At 62.0% G+C, this 26,461-nt stretch carries 27 protein-coding genes and 1 riboswitch; of the genes, 20 read left to right on the forward strand and 7 right to left on the reverse strand.

What is annotated here, in order from left to right:
* The first annotated feature begins 69 nt into the window (after positions 1-69).
* The 6 genes from ACR3YK_RS02960 to ACR3YK_RS02985 all read left to right on the forward strand — a co-directional run bounded on the left by ACR3YK_RS02960 (position 70) and on the right by ACR3YK_RS02985 (position 5,351).
* A complete protein-coding gene (locus ACR3YK_RS02960) occupies positions 70-1,200 on the forward strand; it encodes a glycosyltransferase family 4 protein (protein ID WP_486175755.1) in 1,131 nt (376 codons plus the stop codon).
* Positions 1,201-1,257: 57 nt separating this feature from the next.
* Positions 1,258-1,704 carry a MerR family transcriptional regulator gene (locus tag ACR3YK_RS02965; RefSeq protein WP_486175756.1) on the forward strand — a complete coding sequence of 149 codons (447 nt, stop codon included), beginning with the start codon at positions 1,258-1,260 and terminating at the stop codon, positions 1,702-1,704.
* A gap of 214 nt (positions 1,705-1,918) precedes the next feature.
* Positions 1,919-2,329 carry a succinate dehydrogenase, cytochrome b556 subunit gene (gene sdhC, locus ACR3YK_RS02970; protein ID WP_486176363.1) on the forward strand — a complete coding sequence of 137 codons (411 nt, stop codon included), beginning with the start codon at positions 1,919-1,921 and terminating at the stop codon, positions 2,327-2,329.
* A gap of 2 nt (positions 2,330-2,331) precedes the next feature.
* Positions 2,332-2,778 carry a succinate dehydrogenase hydrophobic membrane anchor subunit gene (locus ACR3YK_RS02975; protein WP_486175757.1) on the forward strand — a complete coding sequence of 149 codons (447 nt, stop codon included), beginning with the start codon at positions 2,332-2,334 and terminating at the stop codon, positions 2,776-2,778.
* A complete protein-coding gene (sdhA, locus tag ACR3YK_RS02980) occupies positions 2,779-4,593 on the forward strand; it encodes a succinate dehydrogenase flavoprotein subunit (RefSeq protein ID WP_486175758.1) in 1,815 nt (604 codons plus the stop codon). It begins immediately after the preceding gene.
* The gene (locus tag ACR3YK_RS02985; RefSeq protein ID WP_486175759.1) at positions 4,593-5,351 is read left to right on the forward strand and encodes a succinate dehydrogenase iron-sulfur subunit; all 759 of its coding nucleotides are present in this window, start codon (positions 4,593-4,595) and stop codon (positions 5,349-5,351) included. The genes sdhA and ACR3YK_RS02985 overlap by 1 nt, the downstream gene beginning before the upstream one ends.
* 185 nt (positions 5,352-5,536) lie before the next feature.
* Here ACR3YK_RS02985 and ACR3YK_RS02990 read toward each other — a convergent pair whose 3' ends face one another.
* Positions 5,537-7,201, reverse strand: a complete 1,665-nt coding sequence (locus tag ACR3YK_RS02990; RefSeq protein WP_486175760.1) for a sigma-70 family RNA polymerase sigma factor — start codon at positions 7,199-7,201, stop codon at positions 5,537-5,539.
* A 598-nt stretch (positions 7,202-7,799) separates the two neighbouring features.
* A complete protein-coding gene (gene ptsP, locus ACR3YK_RS02995; protein ID WP_486175761.1) occupies positions 7,800-9,389 on the reverse strand; it encodes a phosphoenolpyruvate--protein phosphotransferase in 1,590 nt (529 codons plus the stop codon).
* A 111-nt stretch (positions 9,390-9,500) separates the two neighbouring features.
* On the opposite strand from ptsP, the gene ACR3YK_RS03000 reads away from it, so the two are divergent.
* The 5 genes from ACR3YK_RS03000 (at position 9,501) to ACR3YK_RS03020 (ending at position 13,747) form a co-directional block, all read left to right on the forward strand.
* A complete protein-coding gene (locus ACR3YK_RS03000) occupies positions 9,501-10,628 on the forward strand; it encodes a YihY/virulence factor BrkB family protein (protein ID WP_486175762.1) in 1,128 nt (375 codons plus the stop codon).
* A gap of 71 nt (positions 10,629-10,699) precedes the next feature.
* Entirely contained in the window at positions 10,700-11,560 is an 861-nt protein-coding gene (locus ACR3YK_RS03005) for an exodeoxyribonuclease III (protein WP_486175763.1), read from the forward strand.
* 12 nt (positions 11,561-11,572) lie between these two features.
* Positions 11,573-12,583 (forward strand): tryptophan--tRNA ligase, encoded by a 1,011-nt coding sequence (trpS, locus tag ACR3YK_RS03010; protein WP_486175764.1) that lies wholly within the window; start codon positions 11,573-11,575, stop codon positions 12,581-12,583.
* Complete coding sequence (locus ACR3YK_RS03015; RefSeq protein ID WP_486175765.1) at positions 12,583-13,149, forward strand: GNAT family N-acetyltransferase; 567 nt, start codon at positions 12,583-12,585, stop codon at positions 13,147-13,149. The genes trpS and ACR3YK_RS03015 overlap by 1 nt, the downstream gene beginning before the upstream one ends.
* 10 nt (positions 13,150-13,159) lie before the next feature.
* Entirely contained in the window at positions 13,160-13,747 is a 588-nt protein-coding gene (locus ACR3YK_RS03020; RefSeq protein WP_486175766.1) for a GNAT family N-acetyltransferase, read from the forward strand.
* A gap of 183 nt (positions 13,748-13,930) precedes the next feature.
* On the opposite strand, the gene ACR3YK_RS03025 is transcribed toward ACR3YK_RS03020, so the two are convergent.
* The 5 genes from ACR3YK_RS03025 to ACR3YK_RS03045 all read right to left on the reverse strand — a co-directional run bounded on the left by ACR3YK_RS03025 (position 13,931) and on the right by ACR3YK_RS03045 (position 17,717).
* Complete coding sequence (locus tag ACR3YK_RS03025) at positions 13,931-15,019, reverse strand: hypothetical protein (RefSeq protein ID WP_486175767.1); 1,089 nt, start codon at positions 15,017-15,019, stop codon at positions 13,931-13,933.
* Positions 15,004-15,609 (reverse strand): ATP-binding cassette domain-containing protein, encoded by a 606-nt coding sequence (locus ACR3YK_RS03030; RefSeq protein ID WP_486175768.1) that lies wholly within the window; start codon positions 15,607-15,609, stop codon positions 15,004-15,006. The genes ACR3YK_RS03025 and ACR3YK_RS03030 overlap by 16 nt, the downstream gene beginning before the upstream one ends.
* Complete coding sequence (locus ACR3YK_RS03035; protein ID WP_486175769.1) at positions 15,585-16,667, reverse strand: hypothetical protein; 1,083 nt, start codon at positions 16,665-16,667, stop codon at positions 15,585-15,587. Before ACR3YK_RS03035 ends, ACR3YK_RS03030 begins: the two co-directional genes overlap by 25 nt.
* A 64-nt stretch (positions 16,668-16,731) precedes the next feature.
* Positions 16,732-17,364 carry a hypothetical protein gene (locus ACR3YK_RS03040; RefSeq protein WP_486175770.1) on the reverse strand — a complete coding sequence of 211 codons (633 nt, stop codon included), beginning with the start codon at positions 17,362-17,364 and terminating at the stop codon, positions 16,732-16,734.
* The gene (locus ACR3YK_RS03045; RefSeq protein ID WP_486175771.1) at positions 17,364-17,717 is read right to left on the reverse strand and encodes a hypothetical protein; all 354 of its coding nucleotides are present in this window, start codon (positions 17,715-17,717) and stop codon (positions 17,364-17,366) included. The genes ACR3YK_RS03040 and ACR3YK_RS03045 overlap by 1 nt, the downstream gene beginning before the upstream one ends.
* A gap of 585 nt (positions 17,718-18,302) precedes the next feature.
* On the opposite strand from ACR3YK_RS03045, the gene ACR3YK_RS03050 reads away from it, so the two are divergent.
* From ACR3YK_RS03050 to ACR3YK_RS03090, 9 genes are all read left to right on the forward strand, one after another.
* Positions 18,303-19,058: an HAD family hydrolase gene (locus ACR3YK_RS03050; protein ID WP_486175772.1), complete on the forward strand. Its 756-nt coding sequence runs from the start codon at positions 18,303-18,305 to the stop codon at positions 19,056-19,058.
* Between the two features lie 107 nt (positions 19,059-19,165).
* Positions 19,166-19,320, forward strand: a riboswitch (FMN riboswitch).
* Between the two features lie 101 nt (positions 19,321-19,421).
* On the forward strand, positions 19,422-20,510 hold the full coding sequence (gene ribD / locus ACR3YK_RS03055) for a bifunctional diaminohydroxyphosphoribosylaminopyrimidine deaminase/5-amino-6-(5-phosphoribosylamino)uracil reductase RibD (RefSeq protein WP_486175773.1): 1,089 nt from the start codon (positions 19,422-19,424) through the stop codon (positions 20,508-20,510).
* A gap of 2 nt (positions 20,511-20,512) precedes the next feature.
* On the forward strand, positions 20,513-21,136 hold the full coding sequence (locus ACR3YK_RS03060; RefSeq protein WP_486175774.1) for a riboflavin synthase: 624 nt from the start codon (positions 20,513-20,515) through the stop codon (positions 21,134-21,136).
* Entirely contained in the window at positions 21,133-22,425 is a 1,293-nt protein-coding gene (gene ribB / locus ACR3YK_RS03065) for a 3,4-dihydroxy-2-butanone-4-phosphate synthase (protein ID WP_486175775.1), read from the forward strand. The genes ACR3YK_RS03060 and ribB overlap by 4 nt, the downstream gene beginning before the upstream one ends.
* Positions 22,425-22,898, forward strand: a complete 474-nt coding sequence (gene ribH, locus ACR3YK_RS03070; protein WP_100389547.1) for a 6,7-dimethyl-8-ribityllumazine synthase — start codon at positions 22,425-22,427, stop codon at positions 22,896-22,898. Before ribB ends, ribH begins: the two co-directional genes overlap by 1 nt.
* A 77-nt stretch (positions 22,899-22,975) precedes the next feature.
* The gene (locus ACR3YK_RS03075) at positions 22,976-23,467 is read left to right on the forward strand and encodes a hypothetical protein (RefSeq protein WP_486175776.1); all 492 of its coding nucleotides are present in this window, start codon (positions 22,976-22,978) and stop codon (positions 23,465-23,467) included.
* A 69-nt stretch (positions 23,468-23,536) separates the two neighbouring features.
* Complete coding sequence (locus ACR3YK_RS03080; protein WP_486175777.1) at positions 23,537-23,917, forward strand: YidH family protein; 381 nt, start codon at positions 23,537-23,539, stop codon at positions 23,915-23,917.
* Positions 23,917-24,279 carry a DUF202 domain-containing protein gene (locus ACR3YK_RS03085; protein ID WP_486176364.1) on the forward strand — a complete coding sequence of 121 codons (363 nt, stop codon included), beginning with the start codon at positions 23,917-23,919 and terminating at the stop codon, positions 24,277-24,279. Before ACR3YK_RS03080 ends, ACR3YK_RS03085 begins: the two co-directional genes overlap by 1 nt.
* Positions 24,280-24,516: 237 nt before the next feature.
* Positions 24,517-26,388, forward strand: a complete 1,872-nt coding sequence (locus tag ACR3YK_RS03090) for an ABC transporter ATP-binding protein (RefSeq protein ID WP_486175778.1) — start codon at positions 24,517-24,519, stop codon at positions 26,386-26,388.
* The last annotated feature ends 73 nt before the right edge of the window (positions 26,389-26,461 follow it).

The raw sequence follows: 26,461 nt of genomic DNA on the forward strand, positions 1-26,461 counted from the left end.
CACACGTTAACTCGCCGGTTATCCACGCCTCGTACCGTCAGTCACACGAGACCGATTGAGGTGCTTATTGTGCGAGTCGTTATTGTGAGCGAGAGTTTTCTTCCCACTGTCAACGGTGTCACCAACAGCGTGCTCAAAGTGCTCGATCACTTGAGCGCTGAAGGCCACGATGCAATGGTGATTTGTCCTTCGGCGGGCGCACCGAAAACGTATGCGGGGTTTCCGGTCCACGCGGTACCGGCTCTGGCCTACCGCCAGTTCCCCGTAGGGCTCCCCAATCCACAGGTGCACAAGCTAATCGCCGACTTCCGGCCCGATGTTGTTCACGCGGCCGCCCCGTTCCTTCTCGGCGCACAGGCAATCTCCTCAGCCAACCGACTCGGCATTCCCACGGTTGCCATTTTTCAGACGGATGTCGCTGGCTACGCGCGCCGCCACCACCTCGGTCAGGCCACGAAGCTGGCGTGGCGCATTGTGCGCTGGATCCACGATGGTGCGCAATTGACTCTCGCTCCTTCGACCACGGCGATGGCCGACCTGCAGTCCATCGGCTTGACGAAGCTGGAACGCTGGGGCCGCGGTGTTGACCTCACGATGTACCACCCCGCCAAGAAGCTCTCTCCGGCTACAGCTCGACTACGCAAACGCCTCGCGCCCCGCGGCGAAGTGGTGGTCGGCTATGTCGGACGCATTGCTCCGGAGAAACAAGTGGAACGCTTGCGGGCTCTTCGCGGGCTCACGGGCGTGCGCGTGGCCATTGTGGGGGACGGTTCATCGGTGCCTCTTGTTAAGAAGGAGCTCGCCGGCATCCCGGTGACCTGGTTGGGCAAGCTGGGCGGAGAAGAGTTGGCCACGGCGTATGCGGCTTTCGATGTGTTCGCTCACACGGGCACGGAGGAGACTTTCGGCCAGACTCTTCAGGAGGCTCATGCTGCTGGCTTGCCGGTCGTGGCGCCCCGTGCGGGTGGGCCAATCGACTTGGTCGCGCCCGGCACGAATGGCTTCCTTTTTGAACCGGATAACGAGGATGAGTTGCGCGCCTATATAGAGGCACTCTCCCTCGACCCGGCACTTCGCGCTCGCATGGGCGAGGCCGGCCGTCGAACGGTGCTGAACAAATCGTGGAGCGGCATTTGCGCTGAACTCGTCGCGCACTACAACGACGCAATCGCGACGGTGCCGGCTCAGCTCACGCGGTAAGACGGGCGCTCCTCGTTCTCCCAAGCGCTTGACCTAGAGTGCGCTCTAGGGAGAACAATGAACACCGTTATGACGAACCAGACTGAACAGGTACTCACGATCGGCGAAGTCGCCGCGCTGACGGGCGTCACGGTGCACACGCTTCGCTATTACGAGAAAGCGGGGCTGCTTGAAGTGCCCCGCCTTTCGAACGGCCAACGGCGCTATCGCGAGATGGATGTCAAAGCCGTCGAGTTCATCGGTCACCTTCGCCGCACCGGGATGCCGATTCGCACGATCCTCGAGTACGCCGATCTGGTGCGCAGCGGCAAAGACACTTCGGCAGAGCGGATGCGCCTGCTCGAGCAACACCGCGACAACGTTGCGCGCGAGCTCGCCGAGCAGCACAAGCACCTCGTCGGCATCACGGCAAAGATTGAGTGGTACCGCGCAGCACTCGACCAGGCTGACTCGTCGGATGCTCGCCTCGCCGAAACTCTTACCGCAACTGCTTCTACGCCGTAGTTTTTCGGGCGAGCGCCCATTAGTGCTGCTTAAGTTTCGCAATATTCACGAAAAGCGACGCGAATTCTTGCTATTTAGGGTCGACTGGGAAGCGGCGGTCTGCGAGCAGGAATAGAATGGGTAGGTCCGCTGTGCGGACACTCATCGGTCGCGGTGGACGCGACCCAAGACCGCAAGGAGGGTCCTCGTGCCAGAGAAGTCGGCGAGCAACCTAGTGGCGGAGCCGCAGTCGCCGCCCAAGATTCGCTCACCCAAGAGACCTGCTGGCACCCTGTACCGGGGTAACGAGGGCATGTGGTCGTGGGTGTTGCACCGTATTACCGGTGTTTCCATTTACTTCTTCCTCCTCGTGCACATCTTGGACACTGCACTGATTCGCGTGAGCCCTGAGGCTTACAACGTTGTGATCGACTCATACAAGACGCCTCTGATGGGGCTCGCTGAGATCGGCCTCGTTGCGGCGATCGGGTTCCATGCGATCAACGGACTGCGCATCATCCTCATCGACTTCTGGGCCTTCGGCGCCAAGCACCAGCGCACCCTGTTCTGGGTTGTCATTGGTATCTGGCTGGTGCTGCTCGCCGGATTCATCCCCCGCCAGCTAATGCACGTCTTCGGAGGTTGAGCATGAGTCTCATCGAAGCCCCCCGTACCCCCACCCGCGGTCGCCGCACTGGCGGCATCAACTGGGAGAAATGGGGATGGATCTACATGCGCGCCTCTGGTGTCGTTCTTGTCGTTCTCATCTTCGGCCACCTTCTCGTCAACATGTTCCTGGGCGAAGGCGTAAAAGCAATCGACTTTGCGTTCGTTGGCGGAAAGCTCTCCGATCCGTTCTGGCAGGTTTGGGACGGTCTGATGCTGTGGCTCGCGCTCATCCACGGTGCCAACGGTATGCGCACCCTTGTCAACGACTATGCGACCAACCCGAAGGTACGCACGGTGCTGCTTGGCGGCATCGCCGTATCGACCATCATCCTGATCGCGCTGGGAACCCTCGTGATCACCACCTTCGACCCCTGCCCAGCCGGTGCTGACCCAGCCCTGCTCGCAAGCTTCTGTGAGGCGCTCTAATTGTCTACGATCAACACCGGCGACATTGCCGACGGAACCGTCATTGACGGAGTCCACTACCACCAGTTCGACATCGTCATCGTGGGTGCCGGCGGCGCTGGCATGCGTGCCGCTATTGAAGCCGGCCCGCACGCCAAGACCGCGGTGATCTCGAAGCTCTACCCCACGCGCTCGCACACCGGTGCAGCGCAGGGCGGTATGGCTGCGGCCCTCGCCAACGTCGAGGACGACAACTGGGAATGGCACACCTACGACACCGTCAAGGGTGGCGACTACCTCGTCGACCAAGACGCTGCCGAGATCCTCGCTAAAGAGGCCATTGACGCGGTCATCGACCTCGAAAACATGGGCCTGCCCTTCAACCGCACCGACGACGGCAAGATCGACCAGCGTCGCTTCGGTGGTCACACTCGCGAGCACGGCAAGGCTCCGGTTCGCCGCGCCTGCTACGCCGCCGACCGCACGGGTCACATGATTCTTCAGACGCTGTACCAAAACTGCGTCAAGCTCGGCATCAACTTCTTCAACGAGTTCTACGTTCTCGACCTGGTCATGACCGAGGTTGATGGCGTCGAAGAACCCTCCGGCGTTGTTGCCTACGAGCTCGCTACCGGCGAGCTGCACGTGTTCCAGTCGAAGGCGATCATCTTCGCTACCGGTGGATTCGGCAAGATCTTCAAGACGACATCCAACGCTCACACCCTCACCGGTGACGGCGTCGGAATCATCTGGCGCAAGGGCCTTCCGCTCGAAGACATGGAGTTCTTCCAGTTCCACCCCACCGGGTTGGCTGGACTGGGCATCCTGCTCTCTGAGGCTGCTCGAGGTGAAGGCGCGATCCTGCGTAACGCCGAGGGTGAGCGCTTCATGGAGCGTTACACGCCGACGCTCAAGGACCTCGCCCCGCGAGACATCGTTGCGCGCTCGATGGCCACCGAGATTCGTGAAGGTCGAGGAGCTGGTCCCGACAAGGACTACCTGTTCCTCGACATCACTCACCTCGAGCCTGCCGTTATCGACGAGAAGCTGCCAGACATCACGGAGTTCGCGCGCACCTACCTGGGTGTTGAGCCGTACACCGAGCCGGTCCCCGTACTGCCCACCGCGCACTACGCCATGGGTGGCATCCCGACCAACGTTGAAGCTGAAGTTCTGCGCAACAACACGGATGTCGTCAAGGGCCTGTACGCCGCCGGCGAGTGCGCGTGTGTTTCCGTTCACGGTTCTAACCGCTTGGGCACCAACTCGCTGCTCGACATCAACGTCTTCGGAAAGCGCGCCGGAAAGTCGGCTGTTGAGTACGTGAAGACCGCTGAGTTCGTTCCGCTGCCTAAGGATCCTGCTGGAGGCGTCAAGCGCATCCTCGACATGGTCCGCTCCGGCGATGGAACCGAGCGCATTGCGGTGATCCGTAAAGAGTTGCAAGACTCGATGGACCGCAACGCTCAGATCTTCCGTACGGATGAAAGCCTCGAAGAGGTTACCCAGCTCATCCAGAAGCTGCGCGCACGCTACAAGAACATTCAGCTCCACGACAAGGGCAAGCGGTTCAACACCGACCTGCTCGAAGCCGTCGAGCTCGGCTTCCTGCTCGACCTCGCTGAAGTACTCGTGTACTCCGCTCGGTCGCGCAAGGAAAGCCGCGGCGGTCACATGCGTGAGGACTACCCCAACCGTGACGACGAGAACTTCCTCGTGCACACGATGGCGTACCTCACCGGCGACCCAGAATCAGAGGAGGCGGGTGACCACATCCGCCTCGACTGGAAGCCGGTAGTGATCACTAACTACCCGCCGATGGAGAGAAAGTACTAATGAGCACTGCCGTCGCTGACAAGAAGCCTGCCGCAGCCGAAGAGATTCCTACCTTCACTGCGACGCTCATCATCCGTCGTTTCGACCCGGATGTTGACGAAGAGCCGCGTTGGGAAGACTTTGACGTCGAACTGTACGCCACTGACCGCGTTCTCGACGCCCTGCACAAGATCAAGTGGGAGCAGGATGGGTCGCTGACCTTCCGCCGCTCGTGCGCGCACGGTATTTGTGGTTCGGATGCCATGCGCATCAACGGCCGCAACCGCCTGGCTTGCAAGACCCTGATCAAGGATCTCGACATCACCAAGCCCATCTACGTGGAAGCCATCAAGGGCCTGCCGCTTGAGAAGGACTTGATCGTCGACATGGAGCCGTTCTTCGACTCCTACAAAGAGATCAACCCGTTCCTGATGGCTGGCGCCATCAAGGGCGGCAAGGAACGCAAGCAGAGCCCCGTTGAACGCGCTCGCTTCGACGACACCACCAAGTGCATCCTGTGTGCTGCGTGCACGTCGAGCTGCCCCGTGTTCTGGACGGACGGCCAGTACTTCGGTCCCGCCGCCATCGTGAACGCTCACCGCTTCATCTTCGACTCGCGCGATGAGGGTTCGCAGGTTCGCCTCGATATCCTCAACGACAAAGAGGGCGTGTGGCGTTGCCGCACCACCTTCAACTGCACCGACGCCTGCCCCCGTGGCATCCAGGTCACGCAGGCAATCGCTGAAGTAAAGCAAGCCATCATTAAGGGCAAGCCGTAACGGCGCACCCGCACTCAACAAGCTCGCCCCTGTTGCTACCTCGGTAGCAACAGGGGCGATGTGTTTGTGAGCGGCCGTCACCCACGGCGACCGCCCACACTGAGTATTCGGGTTACTCACTCAAAGAGACTGGTCTCGCGACGCACTATGACGGCGCAGCGTGCTGAACACCCCCGAACTGGGGTTTAGCTCAGGAGGCGAACGTTGATGCCTTGGTTAGTGCCCGACGACAGGTTCAGGGGCTTAATGAGGTCGTTGATGAGACCATCGACAACGCCAAGGATCCCCCCAAGCAAGCCACCCGTACCAACAATTCCGGCAAGGTAATCGCGGTCTACTGTCTGCACCAGATCTAGCGAGGAGAGTCCCCCGGGAATTCCGGTGACATTCAGCGCAAACGTCCCATCGCTCGAAACAGTGGTTGTGGCGTACACGAGTCCGCCGGCTTGCAGCGAGAGGTGCGCGCCCGGCGTCGCCGTTCCGACTAGGTTGAGATCAATGTCCGCCGCGGCCACTCCGCCAGCAGCGGTGTGTCCCTCGGGAGGGGCTCCTCCAGTGACAGTACCCACTACTGAGTCCACGAGTCCCCCGACTGCGCCGCCGACTCCGCCGACAAGCCCTCCGAGATCAGAACCGAGCCCTCCGGGGGCCGCCCCACCAGCGGCCGAGCCCGAGGTCGAACCGGGTGCCGAGGTTGCAACTTCGTCCGTGTCGAGCGAAGGAACAGTGGGAATCACAAGATTGTTGGGGTTGGATCGGTCGCCGCCAAGTGTGTCGTTGACACTCGCCGCGGCAACCGAGCTCTCGTCCGAAGAATCACGAGGTTGACTGGCGGACGTGTCGTCCGACGAATTACTTTCCGTGTCGATTGGGGCCAGAGCCACGAACGATCCCGCGATGGCGATCGCTGCGGCAGCGGTCCCCGCGATCGCAACCGGAACAGCGCCGACACCCGCTCCACCTAGTGCTGTCACAGCTCCTGCGCCAGCCACGTGGGTGGAGGTGATGATTGCTGCTGGCATGGCCGGCGCCGCTGCGGCAGTGAGCGACGCTGCGCCGCCCTGCCCGAAGGCGCTGAGAAAGCCGCCTCCTGCGACGCCGCCCAGCAGCATCGGGATCATCACGAGTGCTAGGCGTGAACCAACTTCATCGACTTCTTCACACACAATTGCGCACCGAGTACATGACTCCAGGTGAGCTGAAACCTTCTTGGCATCACGGTCGCTCAAGCTCTTGCGGGCGTGCTCCCCAAACTTAGACATCGCCCACTGGCACTCACCGGATGCCGTCGCATCGTTAATGTGCGCCTGCAACCACGCTTTACGAAGGCCTTCACGCGCCCGATATGACAGGGCAGCGACGCCGTTGGCGCTCATCCCCAGCAGCGGGGCAACCTCGTGAGGATCCATGCCTTCCACTTCGGTGTACCAGAGGACCGACTGCCAGCGTTCCGGCAACTCTCGGAAGGCTTTCGCGGTGAGCGTGTGGTCGAGGGCGATCGCAATGGGATCGTCAAGAGTACTGGGGTCTTCAAAGTCGGCGATCTCATCGACTTGCACCTCGCGGGAAGCGGCACCCCACGTTGAGGCGAGGTTGCGGATGGTCGTGTAGAGGTACGGGCGGAAGGCTCCTTGCGGGCCGCCGCCCGCCAGCACACGCTGGTAGATGCGCGCGAACGCCTCAGACACGAGATCGTCCGCGTCTATCGACGTGTACTGACGGGCAACACATATACCCGAGCGGTAGTGGCGACTCCAGAGCTCGGCAAAGGCGTTTTGTACCCCCGTACGCGCCTGTGCCAGCAGCTGCTCGTCCGAAGTGGTTAGCTTCGGAGCCACGATTCCGCTCATCCCCCTGATCCATTTCCCGGGCCTCTCTGTTGTCCCTTTGGGGCGAAGGTTATGGAGAAACAACCTTCTTACCCAAAGAGACCGGATAACCCGTTCTCTATGACGCAGACTACCGAGTTTTCTGACAAATTTGTGCCCCCACTAGGGGGGAACAGATCATTCTGGCCCGAATAGTCCTGTGTTCTTAGCGGTTTTCAGACTAGAGGCGCGCTCCAGCGCAGTTGTTCGCGAGCGAGACCACCTGCGCTCGCTGAGAGCATTTTTTCACAACAATTGAGATCAGCACGCTGTTCGCCGCGGCACGACTAGAGTGCGGCGGTGGCCGACCAGTTATGCCGATCACGGTGCGATTTCAGCGCTCCGGGGAAGTCCACTGAGCGCGACACTTTGTACCCCGATTTGCCCGCTTCGCGAGCGCCGAGAATTGTACGTTCGGCGCTGGCGACACGTAAAGAGCTACAGAAATACGACTTTCGGGTGGACCACTTTGCTGCCGAACAGGCACCCCCGCTCGGCAACGGCCTCCACATGACCCTCGAAACGCCACAGTGCCGCCACCCGTTTTGGGGGTGGCGGCACTGTCGAGGTTGAACCGGCGTTAGGCGGCCTGCGCCGCAGCTTCGCGAGCGGTCGGCCCGGTCGTCGCAGTGATCGCGGCGGCAGCCCGCGCCTTGGCCTGCTCAAGCGTGACGGTCTTAAGCTCGGCACGAACGTCGGCGAGTGCAGCGGGCGTCATCGAGAGGCTAGTGACACCGAGACCCACGAGAACTACCGCAAGCTGAGGATCCGCGGCAGCCTCCCCGCAGACTCCGACAGGCTTGCCTGCGGCAGCACCTGCGTCACCGAGGCTCTTGACCATACGGAGGACGGCAGGGTGCCACGGGTCTTGGAACTTAGCGAGGGTGCCGAGCATCCGGTCCGCCGCAAGCGTGTACTGGGTGAGGTCGTTGGAGCCGATCGAAACAAAGTCGCTGCGCTCGGCGACCTGATCGGCGAGAACGGCAAGCGAAGGAACCTCGGCCATGACGCCGACCGTGTTGAGGCCGAGTTCGCGGCCCAGGGCGACGAAGTATTCAGTCTCTTCGGCATCCGACACCATCGGGGCCATGACCCAGAGGTCGGCGTCGGTCGCGTTCTGAGCATTCACGAGAGCCGTGAGCTGGTCGCGCAGGATGTTCTCGTTGACGCGAAGGGAGCGGAGGCCTCGCTGACCGAGGGCCGGGTTGACCTCTTCTCCCATGTCCATGAAACTCAGCGGCTTGTCGGCGCCGGCATCGAGAGCGCGAACAACAACCTTCTTACCCGGGAAGTGCTGCAGCATCTCGGTGTATTCCTTGGTCTGCTCCTCAACTGTCGGTGCAGTCGTGGCGTCAAGGAACATGAGCTCGGTGCGGAACAGGCCAACGCCTTCGGCGCCGAGTTCAACAGCCTGAGCGGCCTCCGAGGGTGAGCCGAGATTGGCGAGGAGCGGAACGAGAGTTCCATCGGCGAGAGCTCCATCAGTGATGGGGGCGTTTGCGGCGGCAGCGAGCTCAGCAATGCGCGCCTCAGCGGCGGAGACTTGCTCAGCGGTAGGTTCCGTCGTGATGGTGCCCGTACCGGCGTCCACAATCACCTCGGTGTCGTCAGGAAGGTTCAGCGCGTCGGCAACTCCCATGATCGCCGGGATTGCCTTTGACCGAGCAAGGATGGCCGTGTGACTCGTGGGTCCACCTTGGCGCGTGACGAGAGCGAGCACCTTGTCGAGCTCGAGCAGAGCGGTGTCTGCCGGGGCAAGGTCATCGGCAACAAGAACGAAGGGCGCATCGCGCTGAGGAACGCCCGGGGCTTCTACGCCTCGCAGTCGAGCGACAACGCGCTGGCTCACGTCACTGAGGTCGGTGGCGCGTTCGGCCATCATGCCACCCAACGAAATCAACATCTCGCGGAACGATGCGAAAGCTTCGAACACTGCCCGTTCGGCTGCTTTACCGCCGTCGATCAGTTCCTTTACGCTGTCGAGAATTGAGGGGTCCTCTGCCATCAGGGCTGTGGCGGTGAGAACTTCGTTGGCTTCAGCATCCGCCTTCTCGGCGCGTGCACGCAGATCGGCAGCCACAAATGTCAGCGCTGAAGCTGCGGCTTCTTTCTCTGCTGCGGCATCGCCGGAATGGCGAGCATCCTTCGGCTCCGGAAGGGGGTCGGGCATTCGCACGACTTTCCCGATGGCGACCGATCGTCCGACTCCAACACCCTGAAGTTCCATGTGAAAAGACCTCTCCTCTGAGTTACGCACAGACAGCCTAGCTACTCTGGAAGGATGCAACTTGCGCAACGACTGAAACCAGCCATTGAGTGGGTACTCCAGCTACGCCCCGTTCGCGTCTTCATGCACTATGCAGAGAAGTTGGGGCCGCTGCTTTCTTCGGGACTTTCCTACCAGGCGATCTTCGCCGTCTTTGCCGCAATCTGGGTTGGTTTCGCTGTCGCCGGGTTCATCGTGCAGGGCGACCCCGTGCTGCTCGATGCCGTCTATAAGTTCATTTCTACGAACATCCCCGGCCTCATCGGTGACGGCAGCGGCAATGGTGCCATCAGTCGTGACACTCTCGCCGACACCAACATTCTCGGCATCACGGGTGTCATCGCTGCCTTCGGTTTGGCCTTCACTGCGCTGGGCTGGATTGCGTCGGGCCGCGACGCTGTGCGCTCGATGTTTGGGCTGGAAAGCTCCGAAACAAATTTTCTCATTCTGAAGCTCAAGGATGCCGGGCTCGCAATCGGTTTCGGTCTTGCTGTGCTCGTTTCGGCTGGCGTCTCGGTGCTCAGCTCCGCCGCGCTCAACTGGATTCTCGGCCTCGTGTCGATCAATGAAAACTCAACGGCCGCAGTGATCGCCACGCGCGGTGTTGCCCTCGTTATCGTGCTGATTCTCGACACCGCGACGCTAGGAATCTTCTACCGCGTCGTTTCTGGCATCAAGATTCCGTTCCGGATGCTCGCTCAGGGCACCATCATCGCCGCCGTCGCCCTGGGTGCGCTCAAGTTCGGTGGGGGCTTCTTACTTGAAGGCGCAACCCGCAACCCTCTCCTCGCGTCCTTCGCGGTCATCATCGGTCTGCTGATTTGGTTCAACTTCATTTGCCAGATCATCCTGATTGGTGCTGCTTGGATTGCCGTGGCTGCCGATGACGCGGATCTCGACATCAGCGGTGCTCAGCGCGATGAAGATGCTCCGCGTGCGGTCACGTCAACTAAAGCCACCGAAGACGCGAAGGCGCACAAGGCGCACAAAGCCACAGGGCGACCGCAGCGCGATTCCGCTCGGTCCTCTCAGTCGACGACAGCGACAGTGACCGATGACGACGCCCGCGAGCGCGACCGAGCCAATGAAAAGAAGTTCAAGCGCACGTTCTCTCGAATGATGAAGCGCAACAGAAAGAAGTAGTATCCGTTGCAGTGCGCCCGGCAATCACTTCCGGGTGCCGCACGGTCGGTGCGCGTCGGTAGTCTTGAGGCATGGCAACACGTCTTCGTATCGCATCCGTCAACGTCAATGGTGTTCGCGCCGCCTACCGCAAGGGCATGGGCGACTGGCTGGATGCCCGGGACATCGACATTCTGGCGCTTCAAGAGGTTCGCGCCGCCGACGCTGACATCGAAGGCTTGCTCGGCGATGGCTGGAACATTCTGCACGACGCCGCGACGGCAAAGGGTCGCGCGGGAGTCGCGCTGGCCTCCCGCAAGGGGTCTGCGGCATCCGCCCCTCTTGCTCACCGCGTAGCGCTCGGTGCCGACGATTTCGACAGCGCCGGTCGTTGGCTCGAAGCCGACTTCGACGTCAACGGTACAATCGTCACCGTCGTGAGCACCTACGTTCACTCGGGCGTTGTCGATACCCCGAAGCAGGTTGAGAAGTACAAGTTCCTCGAGGCCATGCTTGTGCGCCTGCCCGAACTTGCCGCGCACAGCGACCACGCCCTCATCGTCGGCGACCTCAACGTTGGTCACCGCGAACTCGACATCAAGAACTGGCGCGGCAACCGCAAAAAGGCCGGCTTCTTGCTCGAGGAGCGCGCCTACTTCGACCGCTTCTTCGGCGCCGCTGGCGAGACCATTGAGTGCGTTGATGGCACGGCCGCGCCCGGCCTCGGTTGGGTAGATGTCGGCCGCCAGTTCGCTGGTGAAGTCGAAGGCCCCTACACCTGGTGGTCACAGCGCGGCCAAGCTTTTGATAACGACACCGGTTGGCGTATCGACTACCACGTCGCCACCCCCGCGCTTGCAGCCACCGTTGCGGATTACCGCATCGACAAGGCCGGCGCGTGGGATGAGCGCTGGAGCGATCACGCTCCCGTCGTTGTTGACTATTCGATCTGAAAGACTTAGCTAATGAGCACCACACCTCGCCTGTTTTCCGGCATGCAGCCGTCTGCCGATTCGCTCCACGTGGGCAACTACATTGGCGCACTCATGCAGTGGCGCGAGATGCAAGAGAACTACAACGCCGTCTTCTGCGTAGTTGATCTCCACGCCATTACTGTTCCTCAAGACCCCGCCCTGCTGCGCCAGCAGACTCGTCGCACCGCCGCTCAGTACATTGCCGGCGGTATCGACCCCGAGCACTCGGTGCTCTTCGTGCAGTCGCAAGTTCCGGCGCACGCCGAGCTTGCCTGGGTGCTGAACACCATCACCGGTTTCGGTGAGGCTTCGCGCATGACCCAGTTCAAAGACAAGTCAGCCAAGCAGGGGTCGGATGCCGCCTCCGTTGGCCTCTTCACCTACCCCGTGCTGATGGCCGCCGACATCCTGCTCTACGACACCGCTATCGTGCCGGTGGGCGAAGATCAGCGTCAGCACATCGAGCTCACGCGTGACCTTGCTACCCGCTTCAATTCGCGGTTCGGCGACACCTTCGTGATGCCCGAGCCGCAGATTCAGAAGGCCACCGCCAAGATTTACGACCTGCAGAACCCCGAGTCGAAGATGAGCAAGTCAGCGACGACGGATGCTGGCGTGCTCTGGTTGCTCGACGAGCCAAACAAGACGGCCAAGAAGATCAAATCGGCGGTGACGGATGCTGACCGTGAGATCCGTTTCGACCGTGGGGCAAAGCCGGGCGTCTCGAACCTGCTCACGCTGCACTCCACGTTTAGTGGGACATCCGTTGCCGACCTCGAAGCGCAGTTCGAGGGCAAAGGCTACGGCGATCTCAAGAAGGAAGTTGCCGAGGTTGTCGTGTCCGAGTTCGCGCCCGTGCGTGAGCGCACGCTTGAGCTGCTTGCCGACCCGGCCGAGCTCGACCGCATGCTCAGCAAGAACGCCGAGCGCGCCAACGAGATGGCTCAGAAGACGCTCGACCGCGTTTATGACCGCATCGGCTTCTTGCCGCGGGTGCGCTAATGCAGGTCTTTAATCTTGCGAGCGAGCGCCTCACTCTCGACGCCCTCACCGGCGACGATGTCGAGCTCATGACCGCCTACTGCCAAGACCCGATCTTCGAGCACACGCTCACGATCCCGTGGCCGTACGCAAAGTCGGATGCCGAATTCTTCATCAACAACCTGGTGGCGCAGTGGTGGGAAGACGACGACGAGTACACCTGGGCGATCCGCGAAACCGGCAAGCCCGAACTGCTCGGCGTCATCAGCTTTCGCCTCTACAACGACACCATCGGCTACTGGATGGGCGAACCGCACCGCGGCCAAGGCTTCATGAAAGAAGCTGTCGCCGAGGTCTGCCGCTGGGTGTTCTCCACTGGCCGCCCCGAAGTGCGCTGGGAAGCCCTCGTCGGTAACAAAGCCTCGGCCGCTATCGCGAAGAGCCTCGGCTTCATCTACACCGGCATCGAGCCCGCCTCGAGCGAATACCGTGGCGGAACGCATCCGCCATCGTGGTGGGCAACGCTCACTGCTCCGGATGAGAACCCGACCTATGCGGTCGAGTCCGGCCAGCCCTGGCCGGTCTAGCGAGCACCACATGCAGCCCGTTGTCCTGACGACCGAACGACTCACTCTCGACGCGCTCACTGAGGCGGATGTCGATGTGATGACCTCGTACTGTCAGGACACCGTGCTCAAAGATGCGGTTCCCATCCCGTGGCCCTACGAGCGGGAGCATGCGGATGGATTCATCACTGAACTCGCACCCCAGTGGTGGGCAGAGGGCACCGAATTCACGTGGGCTATTCGTCGCACGGGCGACCCGCTGCTGCTCGGCGTTGTTGGATTTAACGTGAAGAGCGCCGCGATCGGGTATTGGTTGGGCGCTCCCCACCGCGGTAACGGTTTCATGCCCGAAGCTGTCGCTGTTGTTGTTGACTGGCTTCAATCGGCAGGTCACACCGAGCTGCATTGGGAGGCTGTCGTGGGCAACGTTGCTTCGGCGCGCGTCGCTGAGAAGGTCGGGTTCGAATACACCGGCACGGCACCCGCCCTTGGGCGATTCCGCGACGATACTCGGCCCTTGTGTTGGCACGCGCACCGCGCCACTGACAACGGTGAACTAGCTGAACCCACACCCATCGGGCTGCCTTGGCCTCACTCCTTCGAAACGGACGCGCATTGACCATCTCCGTCGCGCGGTATGGCCCGACGACGCCAGTGAAAGCCTGCGCTGGACTGCGCTCGAAGAACACCACTATTCGTTCGAACTCAGGTCTTCCCGTCGTTCGCGTTCAAAGAAATGCTGGTCACCATAGATAACTTCTCTGACTGCATGCTTTGGGGAACCTGCATTGGTTGAGCTTGCCTAGCGACCCTTGAATACGTCAATCGGTGAGGCGTAGGCAGACAGCGCAGTGGCAAGTAGCGGCAGAACCGACAGCGACACGAGCAGTCCGACAATATCTCGGATCATTGCGTTCCCGACGGATGCAGGAAGGACCGCCCCGGACGTGACGAGAACGACGGCCAGAACGGCAGCTGCACAGGGCATCAGGACTAGCATCGCGACTTCTGATGTGTGAAGGATCAGAAGTCCTGGCCATCTAAGACCAAGTAACCTGTACAGCGCAGCTTCTTGCCGACGGGACCAGATCGATCCGAGCAAGAGAACGCTCAAGAGCGCCGCGCCAATTAGCGGGGAAAATGCGCTAGGGCGATGCTGCAGTTGGCTCTCCGGGTCTAGTCGAAGTTCGTCGGCAGGAAGATAGTCAATCACGTTGACGTTTGGAGTATCGAACCAACCATGCAGCACTAGCTCCACAGCGGCGCGAGCTCCGGGTAGGGCCGTCACAAAACATTCGGATACCGGCTGAGGTTCGCCGCTCGCAATCAACAAGGCGTTTTCCAAACCAGGAATGCGCGCCGCGTGCCTGCTAACGGCATGCACTTGGATTACCTCTGTCATCTCTTGCCCCCGGACGATCGTCACGTTGCTAGACGGGACTATCGCCAGACCGTCAGCTAGATCCCTGCCCGCAACGACGCTTGCATTGCTGACCTTGTCGGCTGGGAATGCCAACGACCCCAGACCGGGCGTTCCTACAACGACCGTTGTCTTGCTTGTCGGAGCTTGCACGGTTCCGATTGCTTCCGTACGGATAATTGCCCCTGCTGATTCCACGCCGGTGACTTGACGTAATGCGTCACACTGTGAGGAGTCAAGTGGGTAGGCCGAGGTCGCTCGCACAGAAAAGGTGTCGACTCCAGCAAGGTGTGCCGCTACCCAACTCGAATGAGCAGCGGATGCTTCCGCCCACCCCCATCCGGTAGTCGCTGCGCCTACAAGGATCGCAGCAAGAACGATGAGAGAGCTTCCGCCTCGTCGAGCAACAACGCCACGAAGAGACTCGCGAACGACCTCATCGCGCCGAAAGCCGCTCAAGGTTGCGCCCATGGAGTGATTGCTCGGTCGCAGGCATCGACTACGTATTCATCGTGAGTTGCGATGAGCACGATTGCTCCTCGGTCCGCCGCCGCGCGCAGCGAGTCAACGACGACCGACCGACTTACCGGATCCAGGGAGGCAGTTGGTTCGTCCGCGAGTATGGCGCAATCTCCTTTTGCGATCACTCGAAGGATTGCTAGTCGCTGTCGTTCGCCGCCCGAGGTCTGTAAAGCACGGGAGTCGGCGAGGTGCGACAGATTGAGCTCCCACAACAGCCGATCGGCGGTCTCTGAAGCCGCTGCGTATGAAGCGCCCGCGGCGAGCGCGCCCAATGCAACATTGTCCCTCACCGTACGTTGCGCGAGTATTGCGGGCGTTTGACTCATAAGCGCGATATTGTGCGGCGAAAGACCCTCCAAATGGACGGAACCTGATGTCGCCGGAGCCAGGCCCGCAATAGTAGCCAGCAGTGTCGACTTCCCCGAGCCGGAAGGCCCTGCGATCGATGTCAGCGTTCTGGGCAGGAATACAGCGTTGAGATCAGACACCAGGGTTCGCCCGGCGACTCCGACGCTCAGTCGCTCGAGTCGGATCTGCATGGAAATGTTTCTGACGGCCCAGGCACCCGGACCTCAGTTCCTTCAGCGATATTTGCAACTATCCGCGTGACGCCCCACTTGTCGGACTGAATATTCACCTCGACTTCTCGGATCACGTCACCATGACGGGCACATATGGCCGGGGTTGGAGACGCGGTGATCGCTGCTGACGGAACCTCCAATTCTCCCTCGGTGGCAGATCGAAAAAGCTGCGCTGGCACCGATCCTGTTTTGGGGGCCAGCTTCTCAGCCAAGGATGCGAGCGACGCGGAATCGAGCCGAGGCGGCACTTCATCCCAGGTAAGCGGAGCCCCGGCATAGATGAGCTCGTCACCGGGCTCGACATCGACCGGGTCGGCCGCTGTTCGATTTGCATACTGGATCGCCGCCTGCTCGGCCGAACCCTGCTCACTCCCTGCGGAGTCACTCGAGGAACCGCGGGCGACAACCGTCGCCTCGACGAGTACCGGGGATCCTGTCGCAACCACCGATCCAGCAGAGAGTGCTGGGGCCCCGCCAGCGAGAGAGACTGACTGCAAGCTCGGGATGGCTGCGGGGAGGTACACGACCCACGTGTGGTCGAAGGTCCGAATATATGACGATGCCGAGACGCCGAGATCGGCTGCAAACGATCGCACAGCCACCAGAGTCGCCCAGTCGAAACGATCGGTTTCGGAAAGCGCGGAGCCTTGTGCGCGGAGAATCGACTTGAGCCAGGAGACGTCATCCCCAGTATCGCCGAGTGCGAGGGGTCGATAAAATGCGCCAGGCGTGTGCCAAGCGATGCGCCGCACTCCGTCCACGGTTGCAATAGTGGTGCCATCCGCGACCGCATCTCCCGTTTGAACCTGCACTGATTGGACGACCCCGTGCCATGCGGGCGCGAGGATTTGCACTCCTGGATCCCACTTCATTGCGATATCGGCATCGTCGGTGGCCCTTACGGTAGGTGCCGATACAGGGGCCCAGGCGGGCTTTGCGGTCGCAAACTCAGCGGTTCGGTTCTGAAGTACAACCACCGCAACTATGAGCACCGGAGCGACAATCCACATCACCACCCCAATCCAAAGGAACCAGCTTGAGACTCGCTTTGAAGGCTTCTCGCGAATCGCGATTTCCGAATTAGTAGGCAACAATGATCCCGTCCGGGTAGGCGGCCCCTACCCGCTGGACACACGCCACTACCAAACCGACCGCCGGATCCTCTTCTCCCAGTGGAATGAGATCACGTAGCGACCTCGGCTGTGGTGGGGGCGAGTAGTCTTTGGTGTCCAAGCAAGCTAGGACGTCCGCCATGAATCCGGGGTCCATCTCGTCTTTATTGGAAATTTCGTAGCCTGCGTTCACGAGGTCAAAGGTGGCGCTTGTGCATTCCGACGCACGCTCGCTACCAGCAGCATCCGATAGCCCTGGCCACGTCACTGAGAAGAGAGGTCTCCAGCCGTCAACGGGATTTGTACCGTGGAGCTCGAAGCTGAGACCGGCATCGCGAAGACACGTGTCGAGATTGGCAACCGCCGAGCTTAACTCTTGGGCCGATACGTATCCATCGGCCAGGGCGGACTCTGCAAGGTGCCAACCGTTGTCTCGTGCCTGTTGATGGAGTAGCTCGATGGTAACCGGCTGAGCCGGATCTGCCACTGTGGGCTGCGTGCAACCCACAAGCGCGCTCGCTACCGCCAATGCAAGCAAGACGGAGAGTGTGGCCGACGCTCGCCGACCGTGCCCCTTGCCTTGCGTCAATCCACGTGTCATCAGGTACTGTGCTGAGTCACGTTGCCATTTTGGTCACTGTGCCATCCGCCATAGCCGTAGATCGCCTTGGAGGCTTCTACGATGTCCTTCGTCGTGCTGGAGGCGTAGTTCGCCCAGCCCGAGGATATGCGGATAGCGAGGACGATATTCGTGCACCAACCTCCGGACTTCACCGTATGTGCATACGACGTTGCGGTAGCACCCGAGTAACTTGACGAACCTTGGTACGAACTACTGCAGCCGACCGCCCACCATGCGTTCGTACCGTGCGCACTTGCTGGAGCCGCAACTCCGCCAAAAGTAAGCAGCGCAGCTGCAGCGAGCGCGATGCCTGTGCTCATCTTTTTCTTCATGAAACCACTCTTCTAGTTCCGGAATCCCTCGCGAACCCCGCTCCGTTGCAGCAAGCGTGTCATCGATAGTCGTGTTCGTCTGCTCCCCTTTCGGGGCACAAGGGCAGCGTGGGCGGGATGCGGCCCTCGCTTCTGATATGAGCGACAAGATCCGCGAGCCGGCGCAAAGGCGGCGGACGCCCAAGACCTATCGTCAACGACTAGGGCTGCCCTGAACCTCGGTGCCGACCACCACGAAAAGGCCAGCGAAAGCCAAGTTCAATCAGCTCTCGAGAAGTGCAACGACGATGGCGAGTGCGGTGGGAGCGAGGTCCGAGAAGCCTCGCACTTTGAGCGCGTGGGAGTCGGCACGTGCGGCGAGGAACCGTATGAAGGCAGCAAGGAAAACGACGCCGCCGAGAGTCGTGGTGTTCCAGCCTTCAAAGGGGGTACCAAGAATCGTCAGCCCATCGGCCTACATGAGTGCATTCGGCCCTGTTTGCGACGCTGATCGCAATCGGATGCATCGTTATGATTTTTGACACACTCTTTTAGACGCATTCCCCCGTCTGGATCCCACCCCACCAACGCCGAAACGGACGTGCATTGACCATCACCGTCGCCCTCTTTGACCTTGACGACACCCTGTTTGCCCACCGGGCATCCGTGGATCTCGGCATTCGCAACCACCGACGCTCGTTAGGTGCGGCATTCGCTGCCGGGCCCAGCGCCGACGGCAGCGCGGTATGGCCCGACGACACCAGTGAAAGCCTGCGGTGGACAGAACTCGAAGAACACCACTACCACCGCTACCTCAGTGGCGAACTAACCTTCGAGGGCCAACGCCAAGCGCGCGCCCGCGGTTTCGTCGAGCCCTATGGTGTGATGCTCAACGATGCCGAATCCAGCCTCTGGTTCGACACCTACTTCGAGGCCTACCGCGCAGCGTGGCACCTGCACGACGACGCTCTCGCCTGCCTCGACGCACTTGAGGCCCGCTCCCCCGCCACCCGCCTCGGCATCATCACCAACGGCGAACTCGACTTTCAAACGCGCAAGGTTGAAACGGTAGGTCTCACCCACCGCATCGAGCACCTTGTCGCGAGCGGCGAATTCGGGCACACCAAACCCGATCCGCGCATCTTCCACCACACCTGTGAACTCTTTGACGTCGAACCGGCCAACGCCGTCTACATCGGCGACCGCCTTGCGACGGATGCGCTGGGAGCCGCGAACGCCGGCCTCACCGGAATATGGCTCGACCGCGAGCGCAGCGCAACCACCGCCCAACTCAACGAAGCGCACGCGGCAGGCGTGAGCGTCATCCACTCGCTTGATGAATTGGCGGCGCTGCTCGGTTAGGCCCGCTTCGCCGCACCTGCGTCGCCCAGACCACTCCCGTAACAAACTGAGAGGTTGGGGCGGGAATAGTCTGCGGCGAAACGCGTTGAGTAGACTAAGCAAAGCAAAACGTGCTCCGGGGCTCGGTGAGATTCCGAACCGGCGGTTATAGTCCGCGACCCGCGCCGAAGTGAAAACTTCGAAACGGTTGACCTGGTGAAACTCCGGGACCGACGGTAATGAGATCGCACGATCTCTCAGTCCGGATAAGAGGAAGCACGAGCCGAACCATCTGTAGCGCCCCACAATATGGGCACCCAGAATGGACCGGCGGGTTTTTCGAACCCACTATCCCGGAGCACGTCCCACGAGACGAGAGCCCGGATGACCACACCAGAACAGCACGCACAGCTAGAGAAGCTGATGCGCCATGCGCTGTCGTTGGCGAGCCACGGCCCGATCACGGGCGGCAACCCTCAAGTGGGTTGCGTGCTCGTGGATGCCGATGGCCAGATAGAGGCCGAAGGCTGGCACCATGGCGCGGGCACCCCACACGCTGAAGTGGATGCGCTCGCCAATCTTGGTGGCAACGCTGACGGCCTCACCGCCGTCGTCACCCTCGAACCCTGCAATCACCACGGCCGCACCGGCCCGTGCGCTCAAGCCCTGCTCGATGCTGGCGTGAGCCGCGTTGTGTATGCGGTGCCTGATCCCGGGCCACATTCCGCTGGCGGCGCCGAACGCCTCCGCACTGGTGGCGTCGAAGTGGTTGCCGGCATCGCTCAGGCCGACGCCGAAGAGTTTTTGCACTCGTGGCTGACCGCCGCTCGACTGCAGCGTCCGCACGTGACCGTGAAGTGGGCATCCACCCTCGACGGTCGCGCTGCCGCCGCCGATGGCACGAGCCAGTGGATCACCGGCACCGCCGCCCGCCAGCATGTGCACGAGCAACGAGCGCGCGCCGATGCGATCGTCGTGGGCACAGGCACAGTGCTCGCCGATGACCCGAGCCTGACCGCGCGGGGCGACGCCGGCGAACTGCTCGAGTCGCAACCGCAGCCGGTGGTGCTCGGTCGGCGCGAGATTCCGGCGGATGCACTGCTGCGCCAGCACCCCGAGCAACTGCGTCAGATTGATGGCAGCGACCTCGACGCTTCACTGCGTGAACTATTTGAGGCGGGCATCCGTCGCGTCTTCGTTGAAGGTGGCCCGACCATCGCGAGCGCCTTCATCGCTGCTGGGCTTGCGGATGAACTGCTCATCTACCTTGCTCCGAAACTGTTGGGCGGCCCGAAGGTCGCGCTCGGCGAGCTCGGGGTATCGACCATGGCTGAGGCGAAAGACCTCAGCATCACTGAACTTCGCCCGCTGGGCAACGACGTACTGATTGTCGCCCGCCCGGCGACACCCAGCCCGCCCGCCCCGCCGGCAACAGAGCCTACGGTCGCCCCGGCGACAGAGACGGACGCGTAACCATGTTTACCGGAATTATTGAAGAGCTCGGCGACGTCGTCGAACTGGCCGCGACCGATGATGGCGCTCGCCTCACGGTTCGCGCCCCGCAAGCGGTGTCGGATGCCGGCCACGGCGACTCGATCAGCGTCAGCGGCGTGTGTCTCACCGTTGTCGAGCAGGGCCCCGATTGGTTCACGGCCGACGTCATGGGCGTCACGCTCGACATGAGCACGCTCGGTTCGCTCGCTGCCGGTGCCCGGGTGAACATCGAGCGCGCCATGCAGGTCGGCGATCGCCTCGGCGGCCACATCGTGCAGGGCCACATTGACGGCACGAGCACTGTGCTGAGCGTCACCGATGAGGGCAGCTGGAGCATCCTGCGTTTCACCCTCTCCGAAGAGCTGGCCCCGCTCGTCGCCCGCAAGGGTTCGATCGCTGTGCACGGCGTCTCGCTCACGGTGAGTGCTGTGGGCCGCGACTGGTTTGAGGTCTCGTTGATTCCCGAAACTCTCACCGCAACAACGTTGGGAGCGCTCGCTGTGGGCGACTCCGTCAATATCGAAACCGACATTCTGGCGCGTCATGTGGCCCGGATGGCCGAGTTCACCGACGCACCTTCGCGTCACGAAAGGAGCGGGTCATGAGCCTCGCCAGTATCCCCGATGCCGTTGAAGCGTTGCGCGCGGGACGCCCTGTCATCGTTGCCGATGATGAAGGCCGCGAAAACGAGGGTGATGTCATCATCTCCGCCGAACTCGCCAGCCAAGAATGGATCGCCTGGATGGTGCGCCACTCCTCGGGCTTCATTTGCGCCCCAATGACCAACGAGATCGCCGACGCCCTGGCGCTTCCGCCCATGGTTGCCGTGAACGAAGACCCCCGCGGCACGGCCTATACGGTGTCGGTGGATGCCGCGAACCGTCTCAGCACTGGCATTAGTGCCGCCGACCGGGCCCACACGCTGCGCGTGCTCGCTGATCCGCTCTCGATGCCCTCGAGTCTGCACCGCCCCGGCCACATCATGCCGTTGCGTGCTGTCGATGGTGGCGTGCGTGAACGTGACGGTCACACCGAGGCATCCGTCGATCTGATGAAGCTTGCCGGTCTCCGCCCGGTCGCCGCGATTTCGGAGATCGTGCACGACTCGGGCGAGATGATGCGCCTGCCCGAGCTGATCGAATTTGGTGCTCGCGAAGACGTTCTCGTGATTACGATTCTGGATCTCATGCACTGGCTCGAAGAGAACCGCTGCGACACCATCCCGGCACCGATTGAGCCAATCCCCGAAATGAGTCGGGTGCAGTTCGAGGTCGAAACTACGATCCCCACCGTTCATGGTTCCTTCACCGTTCGCGCCTACCGCGACAACTCGACGGGTGCCGATCACGTCGCTTTCATCGCGCCCGGAACGCTCGAGCACCTCGGCGACGGACCGACTCTGGTACGTGTGCATTCGGAGTGCCTCACGGGCGAAGCGTTCGGCTCGCTCAAGTGCGAGTGCGGCCCGCAGCTCGACGCTGCACTGGAGACCATCCAGCGTGATGGTGGCGCTGTGATTTATCTGCGCGGTCACGAAGGTCGCGGAATCGGTCTCATCAACAAGTTGCGCGCCTACCGTCTGCAAGAAGACGGTCTAGACACTTTGGACGCGAACCTGGCCCTGGGCCTGCCTGCTGACTCCCGCGACTACGGGGCGGCTGTCGGCATCCTCAAGGATCTCGGCATTTCGACGGTCAGCCTGCTCAGCAACAACCCCGAGAAGAAGCGTCAGCTCGAAGAGCGTGGCGTTGTTGTCGGCGACCTCGTGCCGCTCGTTGTGGGCGTCGGCGCCAGCAACGAGGGTTACCTCGAAACCAAGCGTGACCGCATGGGTCACCAACTCCCCTCCACCGCCGTGCTCGATGAAGCACGACTTACCGCGAAAGGCCTCTGATGAGTGGCGCAGGATCCCCCGAAATTGTTACCGATGCAACCGGCCTCAAGGTCACGATCATCGCCGGTCAGTGGCATGAAGTCATCACCAACGGGCTACTCGCTGGTGCTCACCGTGCCCTCAAGGCGGCCAACGCCGAGGTGACCGAGGTGCGGGTTCCCGGAAGCTTCGAGCTGCCCGTCGCGAGCAAGGCAGCCCTCGATGCTGGGGCGGATGCCGTTGTTGCTCTCGGCGTCATCATCCGTGGCGGAACACCTCACTTTGAATACGTGTCGGATGCCGCCACCAGCGGCCTCACGCAGGTGTCGATCCTGACCGGCAAACCGGTGGGCTTTGGCGTGCTCACGCTCGACGACGAACAGCAGGGCCTCGATCGTGCCGGGCTCGAGGGCTCGAAAGAGGACAAGGGTGAAGAAGCCGCCAACGCAGCCATCGCGACCGCGGTGCTGTTGCGTCAGCTTCGCGGCGAGTAGCTTCTGAAGGGATGGCTAGGGTGAAGCTTTTTCAGCAACCCTAGCCATCCAGCGGAGCACCGCCCTAGGCTGACGGCATGCGAAACTCACAACGAATGACGCACACTGCTCGATCCCTCGGGATTCTGGTGATTCTCAGCCTCGCGATTGCGGTCTCCGGGTGCACGCCCGGAAGCCCCACGGACGCGGATTCCACCGCGACGCCGACGTTCATCCCGGATGAGGCGAGCGCATCAGCTTCGGCGGATCCCACGAGCGATCCGATCGAAAGCACGGCTCCCGGCAGCGAAGTTGCTTTCCAGATGCACGACAAATACACGCTGTATGCGGACGGTCCGGGCACCGTGGTTCTCGCCGGACAAGCGCTAACCGGAAATTTCCGAGTCGGAGACGGGCTCGAGCTCCTCGGCGGCGGCCCCGATACCGGCATCGTGATCCTCGAGATCAGGCAGGGCGTGCCGAGCGTCGCCGTTGATTCACTCCCTGCGGGCGAATTCGGCGACATCCTCGTCAACGGCAACTGGGACGATTACGACTTCGACGAGAAGTTCGTCAGGCCGACAGAATAGTCCTCCGTTTCGCTCTTCGGCGATCGCCTCTCGCTCTCCCCGCTACAATCGGGGCATGAAGGATCGCTCGTGAACGAACCAGTACAGCCGCCTCCTCGCCGCTTTCCGCGCCGCGTCTACGGCGTCGGCACTGAGCCGGATGCCCGCTTTAGCCTGGCGAACGAGCGCACGTTCTTGGCGTGGATCCGCACCGCTCTCGCCCTGATCGCTGCGGGCGTGGCGCTGGAGGCATTCGTGTTGCCAATTGCTCCCGGATTCCGAATCGGTGCATCCGTGTTGCTGATTCTCTTGGGTGTGCTCGCTCCACTACAAGCGTGGTTGGGCTGGATGAAGGCCGAGCAGTCGCTGCGTCTCGGACGCCCGCTGCCTTCCCCCAACCTTGCTGGCCCCATCGGCGGCGGCGTCGTCGTCGCCGGGCTGCTGCTCGCGATCGGTATCCTCCTCCAGTGATGCGCGCCTTCGACCGCCCCTTCGATGCCGGCCTACAGGCGGAACGCACCGCCCTCGCCTGGCAACGCACCGTGCTGTCGTTCGCCATTGCTGCGCTCGCCTCCGCGCGACTGCTCCTCAACACCGTGAGCATCGGCAGCTACGCCGTTGCCGCTCTCGGACTCATCCTGACCGCCGTTCTGTTCTGGGTCGGGCATCGTAGATACCGCGCTGCGCATACGACGTTGGTTCAGGCATCCACCGACCGCGTTCGCCTGACAAGTGCGGCGCCGCTGTTCCTGTGGGCGCTGGCCGTATTTGTACTCGCTGTTGTCGGCGCGGTGTTCGCCGCACTCGGCATCGTCGCGACAGTGCAGCCGTAACTGGCTCGGCGAGTACCGCGCATCGCGCCCGCACCGCACCCGCACCCGCACAGCGAAATCACCCGGCGAGGCATGTCCTCACCGCCCAACGGCGTAGCAACATCCGCACAGATACACCGGATGTTGTACGCAGCGCCCAGACAGAAGGCTTAGTGTTTTAGAGGCTGATTGCTGATGCCGATGTCGCTGAACACTCGCGGCACCTCCGCCCTACATTTTGGGACAACGAGAAACTTCATGAGCTCGACTTCACACACCTCTGCACCTCGTCGCGGACGTTCTGGATCACGCGACACCCCCGACGACGGCCCCCGCGCCAAATTCAGCGAGCTGCTCCCTTACCTCTTCGAGCACCGCAAGGTCATGATCTTCGTGATCATCCTCAGCATCCTCGGCGCTGGCGCTTCTCTCGCCCAGCCGCTGCTCGTCAGCCAGGTCATCACGATCGTTGAGGCAAACGAATCGCTCGGCACTCTCGTGTGGCTACTCATCGGCCTCGTCGTCATCTCGGGCCTCATCAGCGGCTACCAGCATTACCTTCTGCAGCGCACCGGTGAGGGTGTCGTGCTCTCGAGCCGTCGCCGCTTGGTGAGCCGGATGCTCAACCTCCCCATCTCAGAATTTGACCGTCGCCGCACCGGTGACCTCGTCTCCCGTGTCGGCAGCGACACGACTCTGCTGCGCGCAGTGCTCACGCAGGGACTCGTCGAAGCCATCGGTGGTTCGATCACCTTCATCGGTGCGCTCATCGCGATGCTCATCATCGACCCCGTGCTGCTCGGCCTCACCGTGCTCGTGATCGCCATCGCCGTGGTCACCGTCACGACGCTCTCGAAGCGCATCCGGGTGGCCAGCCAGCGCGCCCAGCGCAAGGTCGGCGACCTCGCCGCCGCCGTGGAGCGTGCGATCTCCGCCGTGCGCACGCTGCGAGCATCCAACGCCACCGAACGTGAAATCGAGGCCGTGAACGAAGACGCTCTCGGTGCCTGGAAGATGGGCATCAGCGTCGCCAAGATCTCGGCCCTCGTGGTTCCGATTGCCGGAATCGCCCTGCAGGTATCGTTCCTCGTCGTGCTCGGCGTTGGCGGCTACCGCGTTGCCAGTGGCGCTATCGAGATCGCCGACCTCGTCGCGTTCATCCTCTTCCTGTTCCTCATGATAATGCCGCTCGGGCAAGCCTTCGGCGCGGTCACCGCGGTCAACCAGGCACTCGGTGCGCTCGGCCGCATCCAAGAAATCATCAAACTGCCCAGCGAGCTCGAATCCGACGTCAACGTCGTCGCCGTTCCGAGCATCGAATCGGATGCCGCGATTACGTTCGAGAATGTCGAATTCTCCTACCCTGACGACTCCGTTCTCGTGAAGGTCGAAACCGAACTGGCCGAGCTCAAGCACGGCGGCACCGAAGCTGCCGCAGACGAAATCGACCTCACCGTGCTGCGCGGCGTCAGCTTCACTGTGAAGCGCGGCGAGCGCACGGCCATCGTCGGCCCCTCCGGCGCCGGTAAGAGCACCATCCTCGCCCTCATCGAGCGCTTCTATGACCCGACGGCGGGCGTGCTGCGCTTGGGCGGCGATGACCTTCGCGCCCTCAACCGTGAAGAACTTCGCGCCCAAATCGGCTACGTCGAGCAAGACGCTCCCGTGCTCGCCGGCACCCTGCGCCAAAACCTTCTCATCGGCGCCCCCACCGCGACCGACGAGGAATGCATCGCGGTACTCGCATCGGTGAACCTCACGGGTGTGCTCGACCGCAACCCTGCTGGTCTGGATGCCGCTGTCGGCGAAGACGGCGTGATGCTGTCCGGTGGAGAGCGTCAGCGTCTCGCGATCGCCCGCACGCTGCTCGCTGCTCCCCCGATTCTGCTGCTCGACGAATCGACCTCCAGCTTGGACGGCCTCAACGAGCAGATGCTTCGCGAAGCCATCGACGCTGTCGCCGAAAACCGCACGCTCATCGTGATCGCGCACCGTCTCTCGACCGTCGTCGACTCCGACCAGATCGTCGTGCTCGACAAGGGCACGGTTGTGGGCGTCGGAACCCACTCCGAGCTCGTGAAGTCGACCCCGCTCTACAAGGACCTCGCCAAGCACCAGCTGCTCGTCTAGCGGCTCGCGGGTGCGCTGCAGCGACAGTGTGCCCGCCCGCTAGCGTGCTGCTGCCGTGCTGCTGACGTGCTGC

The sequence above is a fragment of the Salinibacterium sp. 10G20-15 genome, from assembly GCF_057365065.1.

Coding starts and splice junctions, on each gene's coding strand:
- ACR3YK_RS02965 (WP_486175756.1), top strand. CDS start 1,258: ATGAACACCGTTATGACGAACCAGACTGAACAGGTACTCACGATCGGC.
- ACR3YK_RS02975 (WP_486175757.1), top strand. CDS start 2,332: ATGAGTCTCATCGAAGCCCCCCGTACCCCCACCCGCGGTCGCCGCACT.
- ACR3YK_RS02985 (WP_486175759.1), top strand. CDS start 4,593: ATGAGCACTGCCGTCGCTGACAAGAAGCCTGCCGCAGCCGAAGAGATT.
- ACR3YK_RS02990 (WP_486175760.1), bottom strand. CDS start 7,201: ATGAGCGGAATCGTGGCTCCGAAGCTAACCACTTCGGACGAGCAGCTG.
- ptsP (WP_486175761.1), bottom strand. CDS start 9,389: ATGCCCGACCCCCTTCCGGAGCCGAAGGATGCTCGCCATTCCGGCGAT.
- ACR3YK_RS03000 (WP_486175762.1), top strand. CDS start 9,501: ATGCAACTTGCGCAACGACTGAAACCAGCCATTGAGTGGGTACTCCAG.
- ACR3YK_RS03005 (WP_486175763.1), top strand. CDS start 10,700: ATGGCAACACGTCTTCGTATCGCATCCGTCAACGTCAATGGTGTTCGC.
- trpS (WP_486175764.1), top strand. CDS start 11,573: ATGAGCACCACACCTCGCCTGTTTTCCGGCATGCAGCCGTCTGCCGAT.
- ACR3YK_RS03015 (WP_486175765.1), top strand. CDS start 12,583: ATGCAGGTCTTTAATCTTGCGAGCGAGCGCCTCACTCTCGACGCCCTC.
- ACR3YK_RS03020 (WP_486175766.1), top strand. CDS start 13,160: ATGCAGCCCGTTGTCCTGACGACCGAACGACTCACTCTCGACGCGCTC.
- ACR3YK_RS03025 (WP_486175767.1), bottom strand. CDS start 15,019: ATGGGCGCAACCTTGAGCGGCTTTCGGCGCGATGAGGTCGTTCGCGAG.
- ACR3YK_RS03030 (WP_486175768.1), bottom strand. CDS start 15,609: ATGCAGATCCGACTCGAGCGACTGAGCGTCGGAGTCGCCGGGCGAACC.
- ACR3YK_RS03040 (WP_486175770.1), bottom strand. CDS start 17,364: ATGACACGTGGATTGACGCAAGGCAAGGGGCACGGTCGGCGAGCGTCG.
- ACR3YK_RS03045 (WP_486175771.1), bottom strand. CDS start 17,717: ATGAAGAAAAAGATGAGCACAGGCATCGCGCTCGCTGCAGCTGCGCTG.
- ribD (WP_486175773.1), top strand. CDS start 19,422: ATGACCACACCAGAACAGCACGCACAGCTAGAGAAGCTGATGCGCCAT.
- ACR3YK_RS03060 (WP_486175774.1), top strand. CDS start 20,513: ATGTTTACCGGAATTATTGAAGAGCTCGGCGACGTCGTCGAACTGGCC.
- ribB (WP_486175775.1), top strand. CDS start 21,133: ATGAGCCTCGCCAGTATCCCCGATGCCGTTGAAGCGTTGCGCGCGGGA.
- ribH (WP_100389547.1), top strand. CDS start 22,425: ATGAGTGGCGCAGGATCCCCCGAAATTGTTACCGATGCAACCGGCCTC.
- ACR3YK_RS03075 (WP_486175776.1), top strand. CDS start 22,976: ATGCGAAACTCACAACGAATGACGCACACTGCTCGATCCCTCGGGATT.
- ACR3YK_RS03085 (WP_486176364.1), top strand. CDS start 23,917: ATGCGCGCCTTCGACCGCCCCTTCGATGCCGGCCTACAGGCGGAACGC.
- ACR3YK_RS03090 (WP_486175778.1), top strand. CDS start 24,517: ATGAGCTCGACTTCACACACCTCTGCACCTCGTCGCGGACGTTCTGGA.